The 21487-nt window shown below is 42.4% G+C and carries 23 protein-coding genes and 1 pseudogene; 17 read left to right on the forward strand and 7 right to left on the reverse strand.

Features of this window, described 5'->3' with window-relative positions:
- Both BM124_RS06445 and BM124_RS06450 read right to left on the reverse strand, forming a co-directional pair.
- The coding region (locus BM124_RS06445; RefSeq protein WP_280139716.1) for an acyltransferase family protein at positions 1–223 on the reverse strand (223 nt) is incomplete at its 3' end.
- A gap of 15 nt (positions 224–238) precedes the next feature.
- On the reverse strand, positions 239–901 hold the full coding sequence (locus BM124_RS06450) for a GDSL-type esterase/lipase family protein (RefSeq protein WP_093336170.1): 663 nt from the start codon (positions 899–901) through the stop codon (positions 239–241).
- 743 nt (positions 902–1644) lie between these two features.
- On the opposite strand from BM124_RS06450, the gene BM124_RS06460 reads away from it, so the two are divergent.
- On the forward strand, positions 1645–2151 hold the full coding sequence (locus tag BM124_RS06460; RefSeq protein ID WP_093336173.1) for an MmyB family transcriptional regulator: 507 nt from the start codon (positions 1645–1647) through the stop codon (positions 2149–2151).
- A gap of 283 nt (positions 2152–2434) precedes the next feature.
- Here BM124_RS06460 and tnpA (BM124_RS19695) read toward each other — a convergent pair whose 3' ends face one another.
- The 5 genes and pseudogenes from tnpA (BM124_RS19695) to BM124_RS06475 all read right to left on the reverse strand — a co-directional run bounded on the left by tnpA (BM124_RS19695) (position 2435) and on the right by BM124_RS06475 (position 5447).
- Entirely contained in the window at positions 2435–2542 is a 108-nt protein-coding gene (gene tnpA / locus BM124_RS19695; RefSeq protein ID WP_425288577.1) for an IS66 family insertion sequence element accessory protein TnpA, read from the reverse strand.
- 87 nt (positions 2543–2629) lie between these two features.
- The gene (locus BM124_RS06465; RefSeq protein ID WP_093336175.1) at positions 2630–3583 is read right to left on the reverse strand and encodes an SDR family NAD(P)-dependent oxidoreductase; all 954 of its coding nucleotides are present in this window, start codon (positions 3581–3583) and stop codon (positions 2630–2632) included.
- Positions 3584–3678: 95 nt separating this feature from the next.
- Positions 3679–4290, reverse strand: coding sequence for a TetR/AcrR family transcriptional regulator (locus tag BM124_RS06470; protein WP_093336177.1), 612 nt, complete (start codon positions 4288–4290; stop codon positions 3679–3681).
- A gap of 120 nt (positions 4291–4410) precedes the next feature.
- Positions 4411–4644, reverse strand: a pseudogene (locus tag BM124_RS19245) (IS4 family transposase); the annotation flags it as partial.
- Positions 4645–4787: 143 nt separating this feature from the next.
- Entirely contained in the window at positions 4788–5447 is a 660-nt protein-coding gene (locus BM124_RS06475; protein WP_093336178.1) for a hypothetical protein, read from the reverse strand.
- 660 nt (positions 5448–6107) lie between these two features.
- Here BM124_RS06475 and BM124_RS06480 point away from each other — a divergent pair.
- The 16 genes from BM124_RS06480 (at position 6108) to BM124_RS19485 (ending at position 21432) form a co-directional block, all read left to right on the forward strand.
- The gene (locus tag BM124_RS06480; protein ID WP_093336180.1) at positions 6108–6794 is read left to right on the forward strand and encodes a response regulator transcription factor; all 687 of its coding nucleotides are present in this window, start codon (positions 6108–6110) and stop codon (positions 6792–6794) included.
- Positions 6791–8575, forward strand: a complete 1785-nt coding sequence (locus BM124_RS06485) for a HAMP domain-containing sensor histidine kinase (protein ID WP_093336181.1) — start codon at positions 6791–6793, stop codon at positions 8573–8575. The genes BM124_RS06480 and BM124_RS06485 overlap by 4 nt, the downstream gene beginning before the upstream one ends.
- A 338-nt stretch (positions 8576–8913) precedes the next feature.
- Entirely contained in the window at positions 8914–9567 is a 654-nt protein-coding gene (locus tag BM124_RS06490) for an N-acetylmuramoyl-L-alanine amidase family protein (RefSeq protein WP_244504257.1), read from the forward strand.
- A 184-nt stretch (positions 9568–9751) separates the two neighbouring features.
- The gene (locus BM124_RS06495; RefSeq protein ID WP_093336184.1) at positions 9752–10552 is read left to right on the forward strand and encodes a polysaccharide deacetylase family protein; all 801 of its coding nucleotides are present in this window, start codon (positions 9752–9754) and stop codon (positions 10550–10552) included.
- 510 nt (positions 10553–11062) lie between these two features.
- The gene (locus BM124_RS19250; RefSeq protein WP_244504258.1) at positions 11063–11317 is read left to right on the forward strand and encodes an SGNH/GDSL hydrolase family protein; all 255 of its coding nucleotides are present in this window, start codon (positions 11063–11065) and stop codon (positions 11315–11317) included.
- A 53-nt stretch (positions 11318–11370) separates the two neighbouring features.
- On the forward strand, positions 11371–11532 hold the full coding sequence (locus BM124_RS19255) for a hypothetical protein (protein ID WP_244504259.1): 162 nt from the start codon (positions 11371–11373) through the stop codon (positions 11530–11532).
- The gene (locus BM124_RS06505; protein WP_093336185.1) at positions 11533–12663 is read left to right on the forward strand and encodes an acyltransferase family protein; all 1131 of its coding nucleotides are present in this window, start codon (positions 11533–11535) and stop codon (positions 12661–12663) included.
- Positions 12664–12755: 92 nt separating this feature from the next.
- On the forward strand, positions 12756–12863 hold the full coding sequence (gene tnpA, locus BM124_RS19700; protein ID WP_425288578.1) for an IS66 family insertion sequence element accessory protein TnpA: 108 nt from the start codon (positions 12756–12758) through the stop codon (positions 12861–12863).
- A 337-nt stretch (positions 12864–13200) separates the two neighbouring features.
- Complete coding sequence (locus BM124_RS06510) at positions 13201–13638, forward strand: UPF0236 family transposase-like protein (RefSeq protein ID WP_212634941.1); 438 nt, start codon at positions 13201–13203, stop codon at positions 13636–13638.
- Positions 13639–14084: 446 nt separating this feature from the next.
- A complete protein-coding gene (locus tag BM124_RS06515) occupies positions 14085–15095 on the forward strand; it encodes a TAXI family TRAP transporter solute-binding subunit (RefSeq protein WP_093336188.1) in 1011 nt (336 codons plus the stop codon).
- 265 nt (positions 15096–15360) lie between these two features.
- Positions 15361–17328 carry a TRAP transporter permease gene (locus tag BM124_RS06520; protein WP_093336189.1) on the forward strand — a complete coding sequence of 656 codons (1968 nt, stop codon included), beginning with the start codon at positions 15361–15363 and terminating at the stop codon, positions 17326–17328.
- A gap of 68 nt (positions 17329–17396) precedes the next feature.
- Positions 17397–17567 carry a hypothetical protein gene (locus tag BM124_RS19160; protein WP_212634942.1) on the forward strand — a complete coding sequence of 57 codons (171 nt, stop codon included), beginning with the start codon at positions 17397–17399 and terminating at the stop codon, positions 17565–17567.
- Positions 17568–17767: 200 nt separating this feature from the next.
- Positions 17768–18667 carry an ABC transporter ATP-binding protein gene (locus BM124_RS06525; RefSeq protein WP_093336191.1) on the forward strand — a complete coding sequence of 300 codons (900 nt, stop codon included), beginning with the start codon at positions 17768–17770 and terminating at the stop codon, positions 18665–18667.
- On the forward strand, positions 18660–19925 hold the full coding sequence (locus BM124_RS06530; protein ID WP_093336192.1) for an ABC transporter permease: 1266 nt from the start codon (positions 18660–18662) through the stop codon (positions 19923–19925). The genes BM124_RS06525 and BM124_RS06530 overlap by 8 nt, the downstream gene beginning before the upstream one ends.
- A 93-nt stretch (positions 19926–20018) precedes the next feature.
- Positions 20019–21197: a nuclease-related domain-containing protein gene (locus BM124_RS06535; protein WP_170841010.1), complete on the forward strand. Its 1179-nt coding sequence runs from the start codon at positions 20019–20021 to the stop codon at positions 21195–21197.
- A 106-nt stretch (positions 21198–21303) separates the two neighbouring features.
- Positions 21304–21432 carry a hypothetical protein gene (locus BM124_RS19485; RefSeq protein ID WP_280139717.1) on the forward strand — a complete coding sequence of 43 codons (129 nt, stop codon included), beginning with the start codon at positions 21304–21306 and terminating at the stop codon, positions 21430–21432.
- Positions 21433–21487: the final 55 nt, after the last annotated feature.

Raw genomic sequence — 21487 nt, forward strand, 5'->3', positions numbered from 1 at the left:
TCCCTTTGTTTTTCCATTGCCTCATCAAAATGTCCGTAATCAAGTACCCGGATAAAACAAAAAATACGCCAACACCCAAAAATCCACCAGGTGCCCATGCAAAACCAAAATGGAAAGCAATCACTGCACATACAGCAATTGCTCTTATCCCATCTAATCCCGGCATATAACGACCTTTTATCTCTTCGGGAAGGTTGTTAACCATTGGTTGTTTATGCCTCATGATGATGCGCCCCCTTCATTGTTTTTGGATATAGCTTAATAAAAGAGAATCAAATTTCGATTTGAAATGGACACCATTTTCAGCATGTAAATTCTGGTGCTTTTCAAATAGTGGAGATAAATCAATGTAATCGACCTTGACCTGTGATGCCATCTTTTGAAGCCTTTTATTATATTTCGGGATATCTTTATAACGCGGTTCATTCTTTAAAGTAGCTTGGGTCACAGGCGTTACCGATAAAACATGAATCTGCGTATCCGGCAATTTCTTCTTTATTTTTTTGATGAATTTCTTGTAATACTTCATCGAATTTTCCACAGGATGGTCAACAGGCATGAGGAGGTCATTCGATCCCAGCAGCATATAGATACTTTCAGGTGCCTGGTCTACAATTTTATTGACATTTTCCATGGCAAATTGAGTGGTGGCCCCCTTACTACTGATCACATGGTCATCATCTAAGTTATCGGGTAGCCCTTTTAAAATGGAATCTCCATAAAACAAGCTGTTATCGTAAAACGATGAAGCCTGGCTTTCCCCATGCGAAGAATCGTTTTGACTTTCATTTTGACTTTCACCTTGACTTACGTTGTCCTTTTCCTTTTGTTGATCACCACAGGCTGCAGTAAATATAGCAAAAATGATCATAAGCAAACTAAGAAATATTTTTTTCTTCATATCGATAGATACCTCCTGTATGTTGATGAAGACTTGCTGGTTTTCCCTACTCTTCGCAAAATAGATAGTTAACAAACATGGATCATGGCTCAGAGCTCAAGGCGTAAACTCCCCTTTCTATAATGATCTCAATAAAATATGATCCTAAGGAAATCCAAAGATCCCTTTCACTTCAAAGGTTAAACGAGAGGAATAAAGATTAGGTGAAGAAGAGATTGATATGAAATAAAGAATGAGAAAAATTATAAGGGAGCTTTTACGTCGCCAAGGAAAAAGGTTATACATAGCAAAATGAAAGCTGTACTGGTAATGCAATCAGAAAGGAATGAATCAAATCTTATGCAAAAAAGTGTACATTCCAAGCACGCCTGTTGATTTACCATATAAAGGAATGGAAAAGGCGTCTATTAAGAGGGGGCATCTGTGATCAAAGCATTTATCCCCTTTCTTTTTCGTTGGACGGAGTCATTTGCCCGACTCCAGCGGGAGAAGCGTCAGCCGAAGATCACCGGGGGCTCACATGATGTGGGTCAGATCGGCGTTGGCACAGGACGTGCCGAACTTAGCCGATCTTCCTTCAGGTATGTAGCTGAGGCGACGCCCGCGGAAAGCGGGCAAGAAAGGCGGAGCCCAACGAAACGCTTCCTATATTTGGATAATCAACAGGCGTGCATTCCAAGGTGTTTGGTCGATTTTTAAAGTCCAGGTGAGAACGAGTTCAGCCTGAAGAAGCCGGCATTCACATGACCTCGGGAAGACGAAGAACTCCGGGACTGCGCCGGCAAGAGGTTGCTTATCTCAGCCACGTTAGTGTGACGTATTATACTTGGCTGGAACAGGGAAAAGACATTCAACCTTCACGGGATGTTTTAATGAATATTGGCCAGGCGTTACAGCTTAGTCCTGACGAGAAAGAACATCTTTTCAACTTAGCGTATAATGAAGCATTATCATTGCCGAATGAAGAACAATATAATAATTCATTACAAGCCACAATCGACAACTTATCATTTCCATCCTTCATTACAGATCAGCGTTCCAAGGTTATTTTTTGGAATCGAGGGGCCGAAACAATGCTTTTTCCGTTTTCTTCTTGTTCTTTTGAAGAACGGTATTTACTACAACTCCTATTTTTGGAGAGGAGTATTCGGAATCGTATTCAAAATTGGGATGAGTTTTCAACCTATTCGGTTGCAATCTTTCGGGGCACTTATGACCGCTTCCCGGAGGACCCAAGCAAAAAGTGTTAACTCTAATCTAGCAGTTACAATAGCATGACTGACGTTTTTTAAACATCTTTATTATCCTTCAACAGTAGTAATAAATCAACTCCGTAATCTGCCTTTATCCCCGTCCTGTTTCAGCCGTTCCTCCAGAAATAGTTCAAACGTTTTCCCTTTCATGTGTAATAACAATAAAGTTGTTTAATTTGGAATCCGCGAATACGCATTACACCGTCCACAGAAGTAGACGGTGTAAAAGTTATTTATGCAATTGCTGAATAACACTTCGTAGATGTAACAATAAAGTCGTTTAAAAATCTAATTTCTGCGTGGCACACCACTGGGGGACGCTCAGACCGCTTTCCTGAAATTCTGCAATGCGGCGGCGCCATTCTTCCCGATATTCAATCGAATCCAAAAGCTGTACCCCCTTTTTTCATCGAGATTCCCCTTAGTTTGGCAGAATCTCCAATGAGGAAAAAGGTGGGTTCTATTTGACGCTTACTTATATTTGTTTCTCTAATTCTAGAACATTCGAACTCCAGTTCCATAATTCTTCCGCTCGTTTTACATTATAAGATTCTTTAGATGATGGAATTTCTTTTGGACCGTCCCAATACTTGCCGCTTAGTCCGGCAAGATTATTATCCAATATTAAATTTGCAAGATCCTTACCTGATTGTTTTGTCGATCGAATACCTGGGTGAAAATAACGCATTAAAGGAAAGACATTATTCCACAGGAATTTCATAATCCCACTATAATCTCTAGCTAAACCTGATTTTTTTCCAGGCATCATACCTGGATTAAATGCTTTTACACTTATAGAGAGTTTAGCGTTTTCAATTCGCCGTGCTAATTCATAACTGAAATACAGATTACATAACTTTGACGTAGTATAACGCACTTGCCCTTTCTTGGATGAGGGGATATTTTCTAATGACTTATCAGATTTTTGCAAATCAGCCATTATACTTGGGTGAAGATATTTGGGTTTTGGCATTCCTGTTTTTTTACTGGAGTCATGGGTATCACTACTTACCACTAAGATAGATCCATGCTTTTGAATTTGGGGAAGAAGTAATCTAACTAATAGAAAATGTCCAAGGTGATTGATTCCAAATGTACCTTCGATCCCATCAAGCGTCGATTCGTTTTTTATAAATTGCATTCCTGCATTACAAATAACGCTGTGTAACGGCGGGAAGTCAAGTTGATTAAACTCTGATACAAAATGATGAATAGATGCAAAAGATGCTAAATCTAGAATCATTCCTGTGATATGTTGATTTCCAGTAACTTTGATCAATTCACTTACAGCGGCATTCACTCTTTCTTTGTTACGAGCAGCTAAAATAATTTGCCAATCTCTCTTTTCCATTGCTATTGCCCTAGCGGTTTCATACCCTAATCCTGCATTTCCTCCAGTAATAATTACCGTTTTACTTGCATTCACCATATATTATGCCTCCTCAACTTTATATATAAAATACGATACAGTACCGTATTTTAATTGTCAACAAAAATAGTCTTGCACGGTTTTGTGCAAGACCTTTAATCAGATTTTTTCATGCCATTAACAATTATTTCAATACCTCTTTTAAGCGAGGAATCGAAATCCTTGGATGGAGGTTTAAATAATAACAGATACATGACATAACCATTTAATAAATCTGAAGCCAGATCATCACTAACATTATCGCTTAGCCCTTCATGTAGTCGAAAATGATCAATAATACTTGAAATTTCCTTGGTCTTTGGCAGGGAGTGTCTTTCCCAGAATGTTTCAGATATTTGGGAGCTACCTGATAAGGTTGAAACAAGCACTGAGAGCATCTGTTTACCAAGCGGTGTATTCATTTGCTCAAAAAAACTATCCGCGATTTCATATAAGGTATCGTGGAGATTATCTTTGATTGATAGGTTTAATTCGGGTTTTACTTGTTCAAGTGTATCGAGCACTAAAGCTTCTTTATTCGCCCATCTTCGGTAAATTGAAGTTTTACCAACACCTGCACGTTGAGCGATCATTTCTATGCTTAGTTTTTCGACACCTACTTCGTTAAGTAATGACAACGTTGCATCCAAAATGTTGCGATGCAACGTTTCACTTCTTGGTCGCCCACGGTTTGTTGTGCTGGATACGTTTTTTTGCTCAGAATCCATTTTTAATCCCTTCCCATACATATTAATGCAACATGTCATTAATTGTATCACAAACGATGTTACAGCAACCACGACTGTTGATTATCCACCATTTAACATATTTGTCCCGTGAGCTTTCCTCTAACTTTTTAAGGAAGCAGCCATTTCACTCAGCCAGTCGATCGGTAGATTTTGAGCTAGAAAACGGCGTGTGAAGGAGATAAAGGACAGTGTTTCCATCACTTCCCCTTTGGAGGTACGCTGATATAATCAACGCAGCAGGACATACGTAATCAAGTCTGCATAAAGTTGGTTAAATACGGCGTTCGGCGTTGTTCCGAATAACGTTGGTATGTTCAAATACTGCTTGATCCACATCGGATGGAGCGAAACAAAAGGTGCTGCTGAAAATCGCCACTGCTTAAGGAAAGTGGTATAGTCCGGGTTCTTTCGATTTCTTTTTTCTCAAGCGGCATGTTCGAGGCGTGCGTGTCGGTTACCGCCTGGAAAACGGGATATCAAAGGTTTTTACCGGCTTTGACAGCTCTTTTGATCAATTCCATCGGGTTATTTTTTTCAGATTTTAATTCATATACTACACGACCATCCTGCCATTTTACGACGGAGCTGGGAGAGTCCTTGAATCCCCGGATTTTGATGACACCTTGATTATCAGGAGCAGGTAGGTAGTGGTTTTCGAGATACGCTACAATCGTTTCTGCCAGCTTTCGGTTATCCGGGTGGTTTTTTACAGCGGACTTCGATTGAATGGGATAATCTATTTTAATAAGCCAGTTTCCCTCATTCCAGGAAATAAATTTATGACCCGCGCCTGCATCCTGCAGGGCTGTGATGCCGTGGCCAAGATCAATATTCGTCTGTTTGACTGTACGATAATCATTTATGGAAGCCGCGGCTTTTTCAGGGCTGTCAAAGCTTTGTTTTTCAACTCCGCTGCTTGTAGAGGAGGCACTGGTATCATTGCTGCTTGATGCTGTTTCCTGCTGTGAAGGTTCCTTCGTTTCCTGACTGCTGCCGACTTCCTGCGTGTTTTCCTGGTGGGTGCTGCTGTTTTCCCGGTTGCCGCCTCTGTCATCTGCTCCTGAAGAGTTGGAAGTGCAACCGGTAATCAGTATAGAGAAAGCACAGAAGGCAGCTGCTGCATGCATTCGTTTCATCGTTTCATCTACCCCCTATTTTACTTGTGAGTATATCCTATTTTAATCATACTCTTCATTAAAGACTTCTACAACGGTACTGCTCTCATGATTTTTCACGTATATAAAAAAGTCGGCTTCAGCAATTTCAGTATATGGTCCGATTCAGTCATTTAAAAAACTGGACGGGATGACAGGGTTAAGCCTGCATTCCCGGCCCCAGGGTTGCAACATTCATGCTCCAATTCATAGTGAAGGGAAAAAGCCTGAAACCCTTATCGCCGCATCAAAATAGCTGAACCCTTTTTTATTTCCTTCCTTCCTGATATACTCAACATCAATCACTTCTAACATCTCCTAGATGACCTTCTGTCCTTATTGGTTGCTCAAGCAGGAAGTCTATTGATTCTGGGGATGGTTAGCAAGTGGCTTTTTTTGTTTTTCACCTCCTTCGTCAACCAACATAGAAGGCCTGCCATTACCTACACTTTTAGAATGCCATAAACAGTTCACCCGGCATCTGAGACAACCACTATTGCTAACAAGAAATCATAGACTAGCGAGGGGAGCACAGATTCCTCTTTTCACACGAAACAGCGAAGAGCCACATCTTTATCTAATCTTTACATCACTATGCTATCATTTAAGGTAGTAATCATTTAGGTATTGTGGAGGAGACAAATGCAAAAAACAATATTAATTGTAGAAGATGAAGCCATTTTACGTGAAATAGTTAAGGATTATTTATTAAATGAAGGATATGAAGTATTAGAAGCAGCAGATGGGAATGAAGCTTTAGCTATTTTTGAAGAACATGACGTACATTTAATTATTTTGGATATTATGCTGCCAGAGGTAGATGGATGGTCCGTTTGCAGAAAAATCCGCAAAACTTCCGATGTGGCGATTATTATGCTGACAGCACGTACGGATGAAGATGATACACTACTAGGTTTTGAATTAGGCGCTGATGATTATGTCACAAAGCCATACAGTCCGCCTATATTACTGGCAAGAGTGAAACGATTAATGGATAGCCGCTATGCCCGGGCAGGTAAGTTACCTGATGAAGACACTTTATTCAGTAATGGTATCCATGTCCACTTTTCTACGCGGACAGTGACAGTAGATGGAGAAAGGATTAGTTTGACATACACGGAATTTGAAATATTAACCTATTTAATGCAAAATCAAGGGATTATTATTACAAGGGAACAACTTATCACTAAAGTCTGGGGCTATGAGTTTGCCGGTGATGATCGTACAATCAATAGTCACATCCGTAATTTGAGGCATAAAATAGGCGCTAAAGCAAATTGTATTGTCACCGTTATTCGGGCTGGCTATAAATTTGAGGGAAATACATGAAAAAAGGCATTGTATTAAAATTATTTTTGCTGACAACATTATTGTGTATGCTTATTCTTGCAACGATATATATTGGACAAACGGTATTTTTCAAGCAATATTATGCAACACAAGAGGTAAATGACATTAAAACGAGTATTGAATCTTTTAAGAAGGAATACTTGAAGGCCGGGGAAAATGTACAGGCAATTAAAAGGCTGGAGCAGGATTTCTATCAGGAACATTCGACGTGGATTACAACGTTAGATAGTGCAGGCAATATAAAACACACAAATGATTTTTCTGTGACAATTCATACAGATGCTTCTTTGAATAAGGACCTCGTTAATCGTGATATTACTATCCCTTTGTACAGTTTTATCGGCTTAGAGGACTTAGAAAGGATAAAGTTTGATTTAGAACAAGGAAAGCGTATTACGATAGATGGGATAATAGCAGATAATACAGTAATTCCTACCATTTTAACTAGACAGAACGGGAATTTTGGATTAGAGAATAAGCTGCTCTCGGAAGAGTTATATGGAAACAGCACGGAAACAGACCCCCTTGGAGCAAGAGGCTCGCAGGTAGATTTAACGGGAAACATTAAGAAATTACAATTACCTGTAGGAACCGTACGTTCACCTATTTACACAAATCGTGTGTTTATCGAACAAATCAAACAATTTCAAGCAAAGCTGCTATTTAATGATAATTATAATGACCGTGCGAAAACAATGGATTATGAGAAAAATGGTATTCAGTACAAAATATTCATCCGACCGATGAAAGATGCGAATGGTGAAACTGCTTATATTTTTGCTATGACGTCATTACAGCCAATTGATGAAGCTGTGCAAATGTTAGAAGATTATTATATATACCTAATTATATTGGTATTGCTCCTTATTGTTCTGGCATCCTTTTATTATTCGAAAAAAATCGCCAAACCATTGCTGCAAATCAACGATACGACAAGCAGAATTGCCAACTTGGATTTTTCCGAGACCATACCTGTCAAGTCAAAGGATGAAATTGGTACGTTATCACACAATATTAACAGCCTCTCTACCACGCTGCATTCGCATATTAATCAACTGCAGGAGGATATAGAGAAGGAAAAACAACTGGAACATACACGTAAAGAATTTATTTCCGGTGTGTCACATGAATTAAAGACACCTTTAAGTATATTGAAGAGCTGTATCTCCATTTTAGAAGATGATGTCGCTAAGGATAAAAAAGATTATTATTTTAACGCAATGGCAAACGAAGTCGATAAAATGGACATGCTTATTGTCGAAATGCTCGAATTGGCAAAATTTGAATCCGGCACGTACAAAATGGAAATGGAGGTCTTCTATATTGATCAGGTCATCGAGTATATTTGCGAACAATTATCTTTAGATATCGCTGACAAGCAATTACATGTGCATAAACACCTTTCCGGGACAAGGGTCGTTGCAAATCAGCATCGAATAGAACAGGTAGTTACGAATTTCATTACCAATGCGATCCGCCACACACCGGAAGATAAAAACATTATTATTTCCACTAAAAATGAGCCGGAACTTGTTAAAGTATGTGTGGAAAACAACGGCTCTCCTATTGCAGAAGAACATGTAGAGAAAATATGGGATCGTTTTTATCGTGGAGATACGTCCCGTGACCGTTCAGAAGGCAGCATGGGATTGGGCCTTGCTATTTCAAAAAATATCTTAGAATTGCATGGTGTGCAGTATGGTGTAACAAATACAGAAGAAGGCGTGCTGTTTTACTTCTATTTGAATAAAAAACTTTGAAGTTGCACATGCATGGAACTTTATTCTATAGATTACGCAACTTCAGATAAAAAAAAGAGCAGCAAACTTCATTAAGCATATAAGCCGTCCGTTCAATTCTATTGAATGGACGGCTTTTTTGTATGGAGTGATAGAAAAACCGATTCTATCAGATTACAAATTTTTATACGGTATTGACTTTATATGCACCTAAACTTTACATCTGTCTATTAATCTTTAAAACGTAGCTTTGAAAAAGAAAGGATAGATGAAAGATGATACTTCAACAGAAAAACAGGATAAATCACAGGACACGAAATATGTTGGTTGTTACATTGCTTTTATTTCCCATTCTATTAATGTCGGCTTGCTCCGGCAATTCCGACAACAATAATAATGTTCAGGCCAATAGCAGCCATAACAGTGAAGACAAAAACACAGCCTTTAAGGTGGTAATCGATCCGGGACATGGCGGGAAAGATCCCGGCGCAACAGGAGTAAGCGGCCAATATGAAAAGAGTTTCACGTTAAATTTATCGAAAAAAGTGGAAAAACGGCTGGAGCAGGAATCGGGAATGGAAGTTTTCATGACGAGAACAGATGACAGCTTTATTTCCCAAGAAAGCCGAGAAAGGCCCAAATACGCCAATAGAAAAAACGCGGATGTATTTATATCTATTCACGGTAACACTTTTTCCGATCCCAATGTTTCAGGTACCGAAACGTATTATTATCACAAGACTTCCCACCAGTTTGCTCAGATTTTACAGAAACATGTGGTTAAAGCTACCGAATTCAGGGATAGAGGAATCAAGAAGAAAGATCTTTTTGTCGTAAGGGATACAGAAATGCCGGCAGCTTTGCTTGAAGTAGGTTTCCTGACGAATTCCGCGAACGAATCCAAAATGCGTACGGACGATTTTCAATCACGTGTTGCCGATTCCATTGTGAAAGGGATTAAAGAATACAAAGAAGAATCAGAAAAACAAGGTATTTTTAGCGGAATGTTTTAGGGGCCCGCCCAAAGATCTCTACGGAATGCAGGCTATCCAATTTTCTGACTTTATAAGTCAATAAATTGGATAGCTTTTTCCATTTTATCAAATCTTTAGCTCAAATCCATTTCATCTTCATTTCGTCTTTATCCCACTTTATTAATCTGTCTACAAGATTAATAAATGAAATAGAGGTATTTATATGAAAAAGCTCATACTATTTATTTTCCTTGGCTGTTTGGTTATATTTTATGCCTGTAGTACGGAGACAGAACCTGATAACGAATCATCTGAGATATATTCGGAATATAAAGGCTCATCCGATTCACAAAGAACAGAATCTGATAGGTCACAGGAAAAAAATATAGAAAAAAAGACTGTCTACTTAACCTTTGATGACGGTCCTACTTCAGCAACCACAGATATTTTAGATACTTTACACCAATTTAACGCCAAAGCAACCTTTTTCATGCTGGAACCTTCTATGAGAGAGTCACCAGAAGTTGTAAATAAGATCATAGAGCAAGGTCATGCTGTAGGTTTACATGGTGTGACCCATGACATAAACCACTTTTATAAATCTGAACAATCCGCTCTTAAAGAAATAACTACCGCACAGGAGACCCTTCAACAAATTACAGGAGTCAGGTCCAATCTCATTCGGACACCTTATGGCAGTGTTCCGTATTTAACTAAATCATATCGGGAGGTTTTAGACAGCAATGGTTTTAAATTGTGGGATTGGAATGTTGACAGCAGGGATTGGTCCTTATCCAGTGAGCAATATTTAGATACAGTTACTGGACAAATAGAAGAACTAGTAAATGCAGGAGTGACGCCAATTATTCTTATGCATGATAAACAAAATACAGCTGACCATTTGTCTAGTCTATTAGCTTATCTATCGGAACAAGGGTTCCAGACTGAAAAAATAAAAGAAAACACAAAACCATATAACTTTAACTGTTATCAACGTTGTCATCGGATATCCAAACAGGAGTAGGATAAACAAGAATTGCAGGAGAGAATTAAGTGAGTCTTCTCCTGCCAGAAGTTGTTAAGAATTTGCTTATCATCGACTCTCAAGTTCAATTTTTGTTATTATTTAATTTTAAAAAAACAAGATCGCTTGGATTCAGTAGAAGGTTGCCCAAATGAAAGGAGAACCGATTCCTGCTTCGGAAGAGAACCAACGTATTTTTCGTTGAAATCTTTATTTGAGATCAACAACATCTTCATTTGATCTCTACCTTGTTCTATTAATCTTTCTACCGTACAAGGATGCCCTGTCGTTTTCACACAGAGCATCGATTAAAATTTAGGAGGTAATGGATAGGACAAAAAGAAAATTTCTTACGGTGCTTATTGGAATCCTCGCCATATTGGCTGCAGCTTGTGGTAATAAACAGGACGACAATCAAACAGGTTCTGCGGTGCAGGAGACCAGTATGAATCTACTTACAGCAACAGTATATTTTTGGGAGATTCTATATTAGATGGTTTATCAGAAGTATTGGATGATTCCCGAGTTATAAGTAATGCAGGGGCTACGGCTCAACTCGCCATAGAAGAGGTGGATCAAATTGTAAATAAAAAACCACAGGATATTTTTATTATGCTGGGGTCCGATGACATATTGATGCCGGTGGACAATCCCACGGAACATTCCATGACGCATTACACGAAATTAATCGAGAAACTAAAAGAAAAACTGCCAAATGCCCGGCTGCATGTCTTATCGGTACCCCTGCGACCGAAGAAGCCATAAAGAAAGAACCACGATATAAAAATATTCCTGATTATAATAAGGCGCTTAAAAAAATGACAGCAGCTGAAAAAGTCGATTACATCGATCTATCTCCGATATTTAAAAATCATCAGAACCTGTATGCTGAGGATGGTATCCATCTCAAAGCCGATTTTCACCCTTTTTTTCTGGACCATATAAAAAAACATTCGACCTTCGATGAAGAGGATGCCTAGATGCAGACAATGAAAAGCAGATATATGCCGGGATTGGATGGAATCAGGGCATTGGCAGTATTTGCAGTAATCGCCTACCATCTCGATTTGGGATGGGCCTCCGGCGGATTTTTAGGGGTGGGTATATTTTTTGTTTTATCCGGCTATCTCATTACAGATTTAATGATGAAGGAATGGGAGAAGACAGGACAGATTGATTGGTGTCATTTTTGGTTTCGGCGCGCCAAACGGCTGCTGCCGGGAGTGCTTCTTTTTTTGATTGTGCTGGCTGTATGGATGATCTTGTTTCATGCTTCCCAATTAGCTGACCTTTGGGACGATTGGCTGGCTTCTCTATTTTACGTTGCTAATTGGTGGTTCGTGTTTAATGATGTTGGATATTTATCCCATTTTGGAAATCCTTTGCCGCTATTACATTTCTGGTCTCTCGCTGTAGAAGAGCAATTTTATCTCGTTTGGCCATTTTTACTGTTATTGGGACTTCATTTCGTCCCAAAACGTAAGTTCTTAATCGTGCTTATCCTCGTTGGTATATTGGTTTCAGCACTGGAAATGGCAGTACTCTATCAACCAGGACTGCTGGATACAAGCAGGGTTTATTTCGGGACCGATGCCCGTGCGTTCGCCCTTCTGATTGGGGCAGCTCTTGCGTTATTTTTGCCCAGTCAAATGTTCACGGGTAGAATGGCTGATAACAAACGTCTGCGTTTTACTCTGGATATAGTGGGAATAACGGGTCTTGTCAGTTTATGCTGGCTGATGTGGCAGACTAATCAGTATGATCCATTTCTATACCGCGGTGGAATGGTCCTCCAATGTATTGCCGCAGCAGCCCTGATTGCCGCAGCTGTTCATCCATCCAGTTGGATCACCCGCATCATGGGATGCAAGCCGCTGCGCTGGTTGGGGATTCGTTCATATGGCATTTATATTTGGCATTATCCCATCCTTGTGTTGACCTTTCCTGCTGCAGTAATGGAAGGCCGGCAATCTATACCTCGTATTTTTATACAAATAGCTGTTATTCTTTTGATTGCGTCTTTTTCTTGGCGGTTTATTGAGAAACCCATTCGTTATGGAACACCGGGAAAAAAATCGGACGTGCCAAAAGGGCAGCAGGCTCAGCCATGAGGAAAGTAAGCGTCAAATAGTACCCACTTTTTTCCTCATTGGAGATTCTGCCAAACTAAGGGTAATCTCGATGAAAAAAGGAGGAAAAGCTTTTGGATCCGATTGAATATCGGGAAGAATGGCGCCGCCGCATTGCAGAATTTCAGGAAAGCGGACTGAGCGTCCCCCAGTGGTGTGCCACGCAGAAATTAGATTTTTAAACGACTTTATTGTTACATCTACGAAGTGTTATTCAGCAATTGCATAAATAACTTTATTTTTACACCGTCTACTTCTGTGGACGGTGTAATACGTATTCGCGGATTCCAAATTAAACAACTTTATTGTTATTACACATGAAAGGGAAAACGTTTGAACTATTTCTGGAGGAACGGCTGAAACAGGACGGGTATAAAGGCAGATGTATGTGTAAAATAGTTCTTGGTAGCGATAGCTGATGGTTGGCAAAAAAAGAGAAGGTCCTCTATCATCCATGTATGCCTAGCAAGCAAATACAAAGCGAAAAGAAACCTTCTCATGATAACCATTATAACAGAAATGCACCAGATAGTGAAAGAGACACCGGATGTCCTGGCCATGGAAGAAAAGCTGCAGCAGCTGATGGTCAGCTGGTTCCGTGATTTGGTGGGAGAAGCTCTCACCCTGCTGGATGATCCGGTGAGAGAAGCGAAAAAGGTCGAAGGATGGGACGTTGAGACGCGGGATGCGAGGACCGTCCCGTTTTTATTCGGGCCGGTTCAGTACTCTCGTACCCTGATGACCGATCGGGAAGGGATCTCTCATTATCCGCTGGATGAACACCTGTCTATTCAGCCGAATCAGCGGTACAGCCCTCTGATGGAGGTAAAAACAGCGGAAATGGCGGCCGAGAGCCCCTATCGGGAAAATGGTATCATTCGGGACGTATCTCTTCATCAGAAGTATCTGAACTTTAGGATCGTCCATGTTTTTAATACACGGTTCGGTATATCATAGCCGTATTGCTTTATAAGAGCATCGACAAGACAGCTCCATGTTAATGCACGAAGTTCACGCCGAACAAGTTAAATATGGGTAAACCTATAAAAAAACACCCAGTCTCAGCCAAATAGGAGGTAGACTAACCTAAAAATTTGAGACAATATAAAACACCTTCGACATGGTACAATGAAAATAAGTACTAAATCGGAAGTGTTTTTGCGTGGGCAAAAACGTGTATTCCAGTGAGGTAAAATGGGATGTAGTGCAAGCAAGGGTGTTTTATCTTTGTCTCATTTCGCTATGGCAGTCTATTTTGCCCGATTTTTCTTAACGCCAATTAATATCTGAATATTTTTAAAAATTGAAATGAGCAGAAATACAGGGTAAAATACAAGTGTAAACCGGTTTCATATTGTTGTGAGCAACAACATCCATCCATCATATGATGAAGGGGGAAGAACATGAGAAATAGAATGCTATTTTCATTTATTTTGATGTTTACCATTGGCATGGTGCTGAGTGCCTGTGGTGAAAGCGGTCAGGGAAGCAGTGGGGGAAGCGGCAGCAGCGATTCCGCGGAGCCTGTGACCAGCCTGACCATGGGAACCGGCAGTGTTGGTGGTGTCTACTATCCGCTTGGCGGTGAAATGGCGAACTTGTTTAAAGACAATATTGATGTAGAAGGATTTGATGTGAGCTCTGTTGAATCAGGGGCTTCCATCGAAAATATTGCACAGATTCAAGCCGGTAAATACCAGCTTGGAATTGCGCAAAACACAACGTTGATGAACGCAGTTAATCAAACGGGCGAGTTTGAAGGCAAAAATTCCGATAAAGTCGGTGTGATTGGTTCTCTTTACCCTGAAGCATTACAGGTGGTGACACTTGAATCAACAGGTATCGAATCAATAGAAGATCTAAAAGGTAAAAAGGTTGCAATCGGACCTCCTGGCGGTGCGACGCGTGAAGCAGCAGAGATGGTACTCAGTGCATATGGTATCGAGGAAGGTGACTTTGAAGCTTACGAAGAAGGCTTTGGTGATGCAAAAAGTAAATTGCAGAACGGTACGATTGACGCTTCATTCGCGGTTGTAGGTGTGCCATCCTCAACAACAGACGAACTGGCTAACGCAACCGGTGAAGTTAAATTCCTGAATATTGAAGGGGATGCCCTGCAGGAAGTACTCGATAACAGCCAATATTCAGAGTATACAGTCGAGCCGGGTACGTATGAATGGCAGGAAGAGCCTGTGAAAACTGTGACGGCGATGGCGCTTCTGCTCGGATCTACTGAACAAGTTAGTGAAGATCTTGCCTATCAAATCACCAAAACGTTATATGAAAAATCCGGAGACATGACAATCGAACAGGCGTCATTGATTACAAAAGATAATGCAATGAACGGTGTTGGAGACTTGCCTCTGCATCCAGGAACAGAGAAATACTTTAAAGAAGCAGGTATTACTGAGTAGTAGAAGCCGGACATCAATTGTCCGGTTTTTTCCCTGTTAAAGGTTGTTCAAAAAATCCGGTAAACATAACACATCGACAAGGGACCTTCGACTAAGTACCGACACGGCGGGTCGCCAACAGCAGAAGTCACCACAACACGCAAGAAGTCCGCCTCGAAGTTGACGCTACCCGCTGTGCTAGTGTCGGCGCCCGTGATTGTCGCCTGAAAACTTAGCCGACCGATCCTTTTTATCCTTTTTGAACACGTACTGATAAACGGACGCAATGAATGGAGGGAAACCAGTGGTTGAACATAACAAACAAGAAATCGACAGACATGAATTAATGGCAAAATATGATAAAGAAAGCAATTTCCGTACAAATCTGGGGTCCTGGGGATGGGTAACACTTATCATTGGCACGGCATTAACAATTTTTCAATTGTACACGGCCTATCAAGGGGCGAAAGTTTCCATGGTGCAGGGTGCGATTCACCTGGGCGCCGCTCTTAGCCTGGTTTATTTGCTGTATCCGATTAAATCCAGCATGACAAAGCAGAGGGGTGTGCCATGGTATGATGCTTTACTGGCGCTAATGGCATTGTTCACGAATTTTTATATTGTTTATAATTATGAACATTTAATTAATGAAGCAATCATATTTGGATTTACAGCATTTGACCAAATTGTGGCCACTGCGGGAATTTTATTGCTGCTTGAAGCAACAAGGCGTGTTGTGGGGCTTCCAATTGTCATTATTGCAATGGTTGCTTTACTTTATGGTTTGTTCGGCAACTATATCCCGATTATCGGGCACGCCGGTTATGACTGGCCGACACTGGCAACAGAGATGTTTTTTAGTTCAAGCTCCATTTTTGGCACCCCGATTCAAATTTCATCCACCTATATTTATTTATTCCTGTTTTTTGGCGTTATATTGGTTAAGACGAACATCGGCCAGTTTTTCAATGATATTGCATTGCGGCTGACAGGAAGATACACGGGTGGAACGGCAAAAGCCGCTGTCGCTGCAAGCGGTCTGCAGGGGATGGTCAATGGCAGTTCGGTTGCCAACACTGTTGGATCCGGTTCATTTACCATTCCCATGATGAAAAATGCCGGCTTCAAACCGCATTTTGCTGCTGCATCAGAGGCTGCCGCTTCAACCGGTGGGCAGATCATGCCGCCCATTATGGGGGCTGCTGCATTCATTATGGCTTCTTATACAGGTGTTCCCTACAGTGAAATTATCGTTATCGCACTTATTCCGGCAATCCTGTATTTCTCCGGGTTGTTTATGGGCACCCATTTCGAGGCCAGAAAGCAAGGTATTTTAGGGCTTGCTAAAGAACAGTTGCCTAAAACAAAAAGCTTGCTTAAACGGATCGATTTATTTGCGCCGCTCGCCATTATTATCGGCTTCCTTTTAGCCGGTAAAACGCCGACATTCGCCGCGCTATTTGCTATTATTGTGGCTTTTGTCATCAGCTTTTTCAGAAAAGACACAAGGATGAAGATGAAAGAAATCATTAACTTGCTTGAAGAAGGGGCCAGAACAGCGCTGCCGGTTATAGCTGCCTGTGCGACGGCGGGTATTATTGCGGGTACCGTGACAACGACAGGTTTAGGTCCTAAAATCGCTGGCGGTATTATTGATCTGGCACAAGGACAGTTCTTCCTTGTCATGTTCTTCACCATGATTGCTTGTATCATATTGGGTATGGGGTTGCCGACAACTGCCAACTATGTTGTGACAGCATCAATGGCAGCGCCGGCGATATTGGCATTTGATGTGCCTGTCATTGCTGCGCATATGTTTGTGTTTTACTTTGGTATCGTTGCGGATATCACGCCGCCTGTCTGCCTGGCAGCCTATGCGGGCGCAGGGATAGCCCGTGCCAATCCGATGAAGTCCGGCGTTACAGCTGTCAAACTGGCTATCGCAGCGTTTATTATCCCGTATATGTTTTTGTCACAGCCTATGCTTCTGCTGCAGGGCGACGCTAATGTTTGGAATGTGTCGGTTGCTATTATCACGGCAATGTTAGGCATGGCTGCAGTGAGCGCCAGTCTGATTGGCTACTACATTAAGTCATTGAACCGGGTAGAACGGATTGTCCTGATAGCCGGCGGACTCTTATTGATCTATCCAAACATTGCCATTTCACTGGCAGGTCTGGTCATATGTGCAATCGTTACAGTGGTGCAATTGCTGCAGAATAAAACAGAAAAAGCGAAAAAGCAAGTGTCCTAATAAAGAATGCAGGCGTTATAATAGCGTCTGCATTTTTTATTTTAACGTCAGAAAGTATAAATTGATGGATGAGCTTGCTTCCGGATGATAGTGATGATATAGAAGATGAAGAGAAAACCATTTCTGTTGAACAAATTGTCCAGGAACTTATCCAAAAATACAAACAGGACGACCGCGGCCCCATTCCAGGAGCTAAAAGAAGAATTTCGGTATCAGTTGGCCAATCGACTGGATGCTGACGACGATGACATTTCAAAACAACATATGAAACCGGTGAGCCACGTAGTTATACGAGAATGGGTACGGTATCATTTCACATGCTGAAAACATAAAATTGGGATGTGGACTGTTTTATACATTTTGTATAATATTCCAGCGAAACAAAAGCTTATCTTGTCCGTAGAAGTATAGTATAAAGGAAGAAGAAGGAGGGGCGCCGATGACGCTGACACTGGATCACATTACGAAAACATTCGGAGATACGACAGCGGTTCGTGATCTTTCGCTCGAGATTCCGGAGGGGGAGATTTTCGGCATGCTCGGGGCAAACGGTGCCGGGAAAACAACGACATTCCGCATGATTATCGGCCTGCTTGAAGCGACAGAAGGAGAAGTATACTGGAACGGCGGCAGAATGACATATGCGGGCAGCGGCATGATCGGGTACCTTCCCGAAGAGAGAGGCCTGTATCCGAAGCTGACCGTCAGAGACCAGTTGATATATCTCGGCCGGCTGCGCGGCATGAAGAAAGCGGATATTGTGAAAGAACTGGAAGGCTGGTTGGAGCGGTTTCAGGTGCCGGATTATATAGATCAGAAGGTGGAAGAGCTGTCGAAAGGCAATCAACAGAAAATCCAGTTCATCTCTGCAGTGATTCATCAACCGAAGCTGCTGATCCTGGATGAACCGTTTTCCGGTCTGGATCCTGTCAACGTAGAACTTTTGAAGCAGGCTGTGTTGGACGTCAAGAAGATGGGCACGAGCATTGTTTTTTCCTCCCACCGGATGGAACATGTCGAGGAATTGTGCGAGCATGTCTGCATATTGCAGCACGGACAGCCGATTGTGCATGGCAGTCTGAAAGAAATCAAACGCTCCTACGGGAGAAAAAATCTCCGCATCCATGCTGATTTTGATCTTGGTTATCTCAAAGAGGTGGAGGGTGTTGTAACCTTTGCGGACGTACCGGACGGGTGCGTGCTGCAGATTGACCGGGAAGAGACGGCGGAACATATTTTTCAGAAGCTCCAGGGAAGAGGTTTTGTGCGTCGATTTGAACTGGAAGAGCCTTCATTGAATGATATTTTTATTGAAAAGGCGGGCACGTCGTATGAATAAATTCGGCATTATATTAAGTCATACGTATCTAAGCAGAGTAAAAGCCAAATCCTTTCTCATTACGACCATTATCACCGTTCTGTTCATTTTTCTAGCGGGCAATATGCCGTCGATCCTGTCTTCCTTCGGAGGAAGCGGAGGAGAAGATGCCGGCCAGCGTGTGGCGGTTCTGGATGAGACCGGGGAAGTTTTTCCGGATTTGCGAAACAATGTGCAGAACACAGGTGGAAATGTAACGCTCCAGCGTTATGAAGGTTCGGAGGCAGAAGCCAAAGAGGAGGTAAGAGACGGCACATTCGATGGCTTTCTGAACATTACGATGCCAAGCGGCGAGCCGCAGGCGGCATATTTTTCTATGCAGGGCAATCCCTCCGCGTTGTCCCAAAGCCTGCAGCAGGCATTGCAGCCGGTGAAAGTGAACATGGCGGCAGCAGACGCCGGCGTGGATCCGGCGGTGGTGGAACAGCTCACGTCTCCGGTTGTTTTTGAAACATCGGCGCTTGAGCAGGATCAGGGTGCGCAATCGGCGGAAGAACAAAACAGCGCCCGCGGTATTGTATATGTTATGCTTTTCTTATTGTATTTATCGGTTATTATGTACGGCAACATGATTGCGATGGACGTCGCGAACGAGAAATCATCAAGAGTTATGGAAATTCTAGTCTCAAGCGTATCTCCGGTGACGCAGATGTTTGCGAAAATTGCGGGAATCGCGCTGCTCGGTCTTACGCAATTCGGCATCATCCTTGCGGCAGGCTACGTGATGCTTCAGACGAATCAGAACCAGCTGACCGGCGGCGTGTTTCAGTATTTCGGTCTGCAGCATGCGGAAGCCGGTACGTTCATTTACGCGATTATCTTCTTTTTGCTCGGTTATCTGCTGTATGCGACACTGTCCGCGACCATTGGTTCTCTTGTGAGCCGGACCGAAGAAGTAAACCAGTTAATGGCACCGCTCATTTACCTCATCATGATTGCGTTTTTCATCGCGATTTTCGGACTGAATTCGCCGGATAATATGCTCGTGACGGTCACGTCCTTCATTCCTTTTTTCACACCGATGATCATGTTTCTAAGGGTGACGATGCTGGAGGTGCCGATATGGGAAACCGCTTTGTCGTTCGGGCTGCTGATCGGCACCATTATCTTACTGGCGATGGCCGGCGCCAGAGTCTACAAAGGCGGCGTGCTGCTGTACGGGAAATCCAATTCCCTCAAAGACGTGAAGAAAGCCCTGCAGTTATCGAAAAAAGAATAAAAGTGACAGATCCCGCTGTGAGTACAGCGGGATCTTTTGGTGTGGGGTGATTGGTGGTTTGGCATGTATTGCGGTGGTTTTGGCATGTATTTGATGAAAATTAGACCGTATCGGCATCCACTTGGCTCGTATGAAATCGGCCGGCATGTATTGGAGCCCGGCCGGCATGTAACCGCTCCGATTCGGATCGTATTCGACAAAACATGGACAGTAACATCCGACACAAAAACAATAAAGGAAAAACCTCGTTACACGTCGAATATCAGGAAGGACAAAACGAAAGAGGTGGTTCACCTGATTAAAAAAGAACGACACGTCCCGTGGAAAATCAGAAAATGGGAAGCGCTGCTGCGGCGGCTGCCGTCTGCTCACCCGGAGCGGACGAAACTCGAGGAACAGCTTGCCATGAGCCGCGCCGGGTACCGCGGGGAGACATCGATGGATTATCACTTGAATTTTCTGCCCTCCCATGATTGCTACGTTCTTCATGATCTCCGCCTACAGGGAGAACGGGACACGTATTTTCAAATTGATACCCTGCTGATCACCCCGCATTTTCTTCTAATTCTTGAGATTAAAAACATAGCGGGTACGCTATACTTTGATCCATCGTTTCAACAAATGATCCGCACGCTGGATGACAAAGAAGAAGCATTTCCCGATCCGCTGCTGCAGCTGTCCAGGCAGAAGAGTCAGCTGCAAAATTGGCTGATCCGCCATAAACTTCCCCAGGCACCGGTTCCGGGATTTGTTGTCATCAGTAACGCATCGGCTGTGCTCAAAGCTGATCCGGAGAACCGCGACATGTACCACTCTGTCATCCGTCCCCCGTCTCTTCCTTATTCCTTCGAATCGCTTCAGAAAAAATACGCAGCTGTTACTCTCACTAAACAGCAGGTGCAGAAAATCTCACGCAAATTAAAGAAATTTCATCAGCATCATATTCCGGATACGCCAAGTGAAGTGGAACCGCGTCTTTTGCGCACCGGCGTATATTGTCCGGATTGTCATCATCTGCCGCTTCCGAGACAACGCGGTGGATGGTACTGTGGTGTCTGTCATTCGCTTCATCCCCAAGCTCATACCGCGTCTCTCATTGATTATGCTCTTATCCATAAAACCACCATCACCAACCGGGAATGCCGCACATTCCTGCAGCTCGACTCTCCTTCTGTTGTCGCCAAACTTTTTCATCAATTAGATCTCCCGTACACAGGATCGTATAAAAATCGAAGGTACACATTACCACTGGAGATACTTGCCCGCATGTAAATGGTGCCATTCGGCGTGTATTCGACATAAATTGGCTTGTAAAAGCATGAACTTGGCAAGTACCGCAGACGTTGGCATGTATTGAAGTGATTTTGGCATGTATTTGATGAAAGTTGGACAGTATCGGCTTCCACTTGGCTCGTATGAAATCGGCTGGCATGTATTGGAGCCCGGCCGGCATGTATCGACCTGGATCCGGCTGGTACAAGAAATCCTGCGCCGGATTTGGGTATAAGATTCCCGGTCTAAACGTTCACATATACGGGTATAGGGGTGGTATACACTATACC

It is taken from the genome of Salibacterium halotolerans (genome assembly GCF_900115625.1).
Lineage (GTDB): Bacteria > Bacillota > Bacilli > Bacillales > Marinococcaceae > Salibacterium > Salibacterium halotolerans.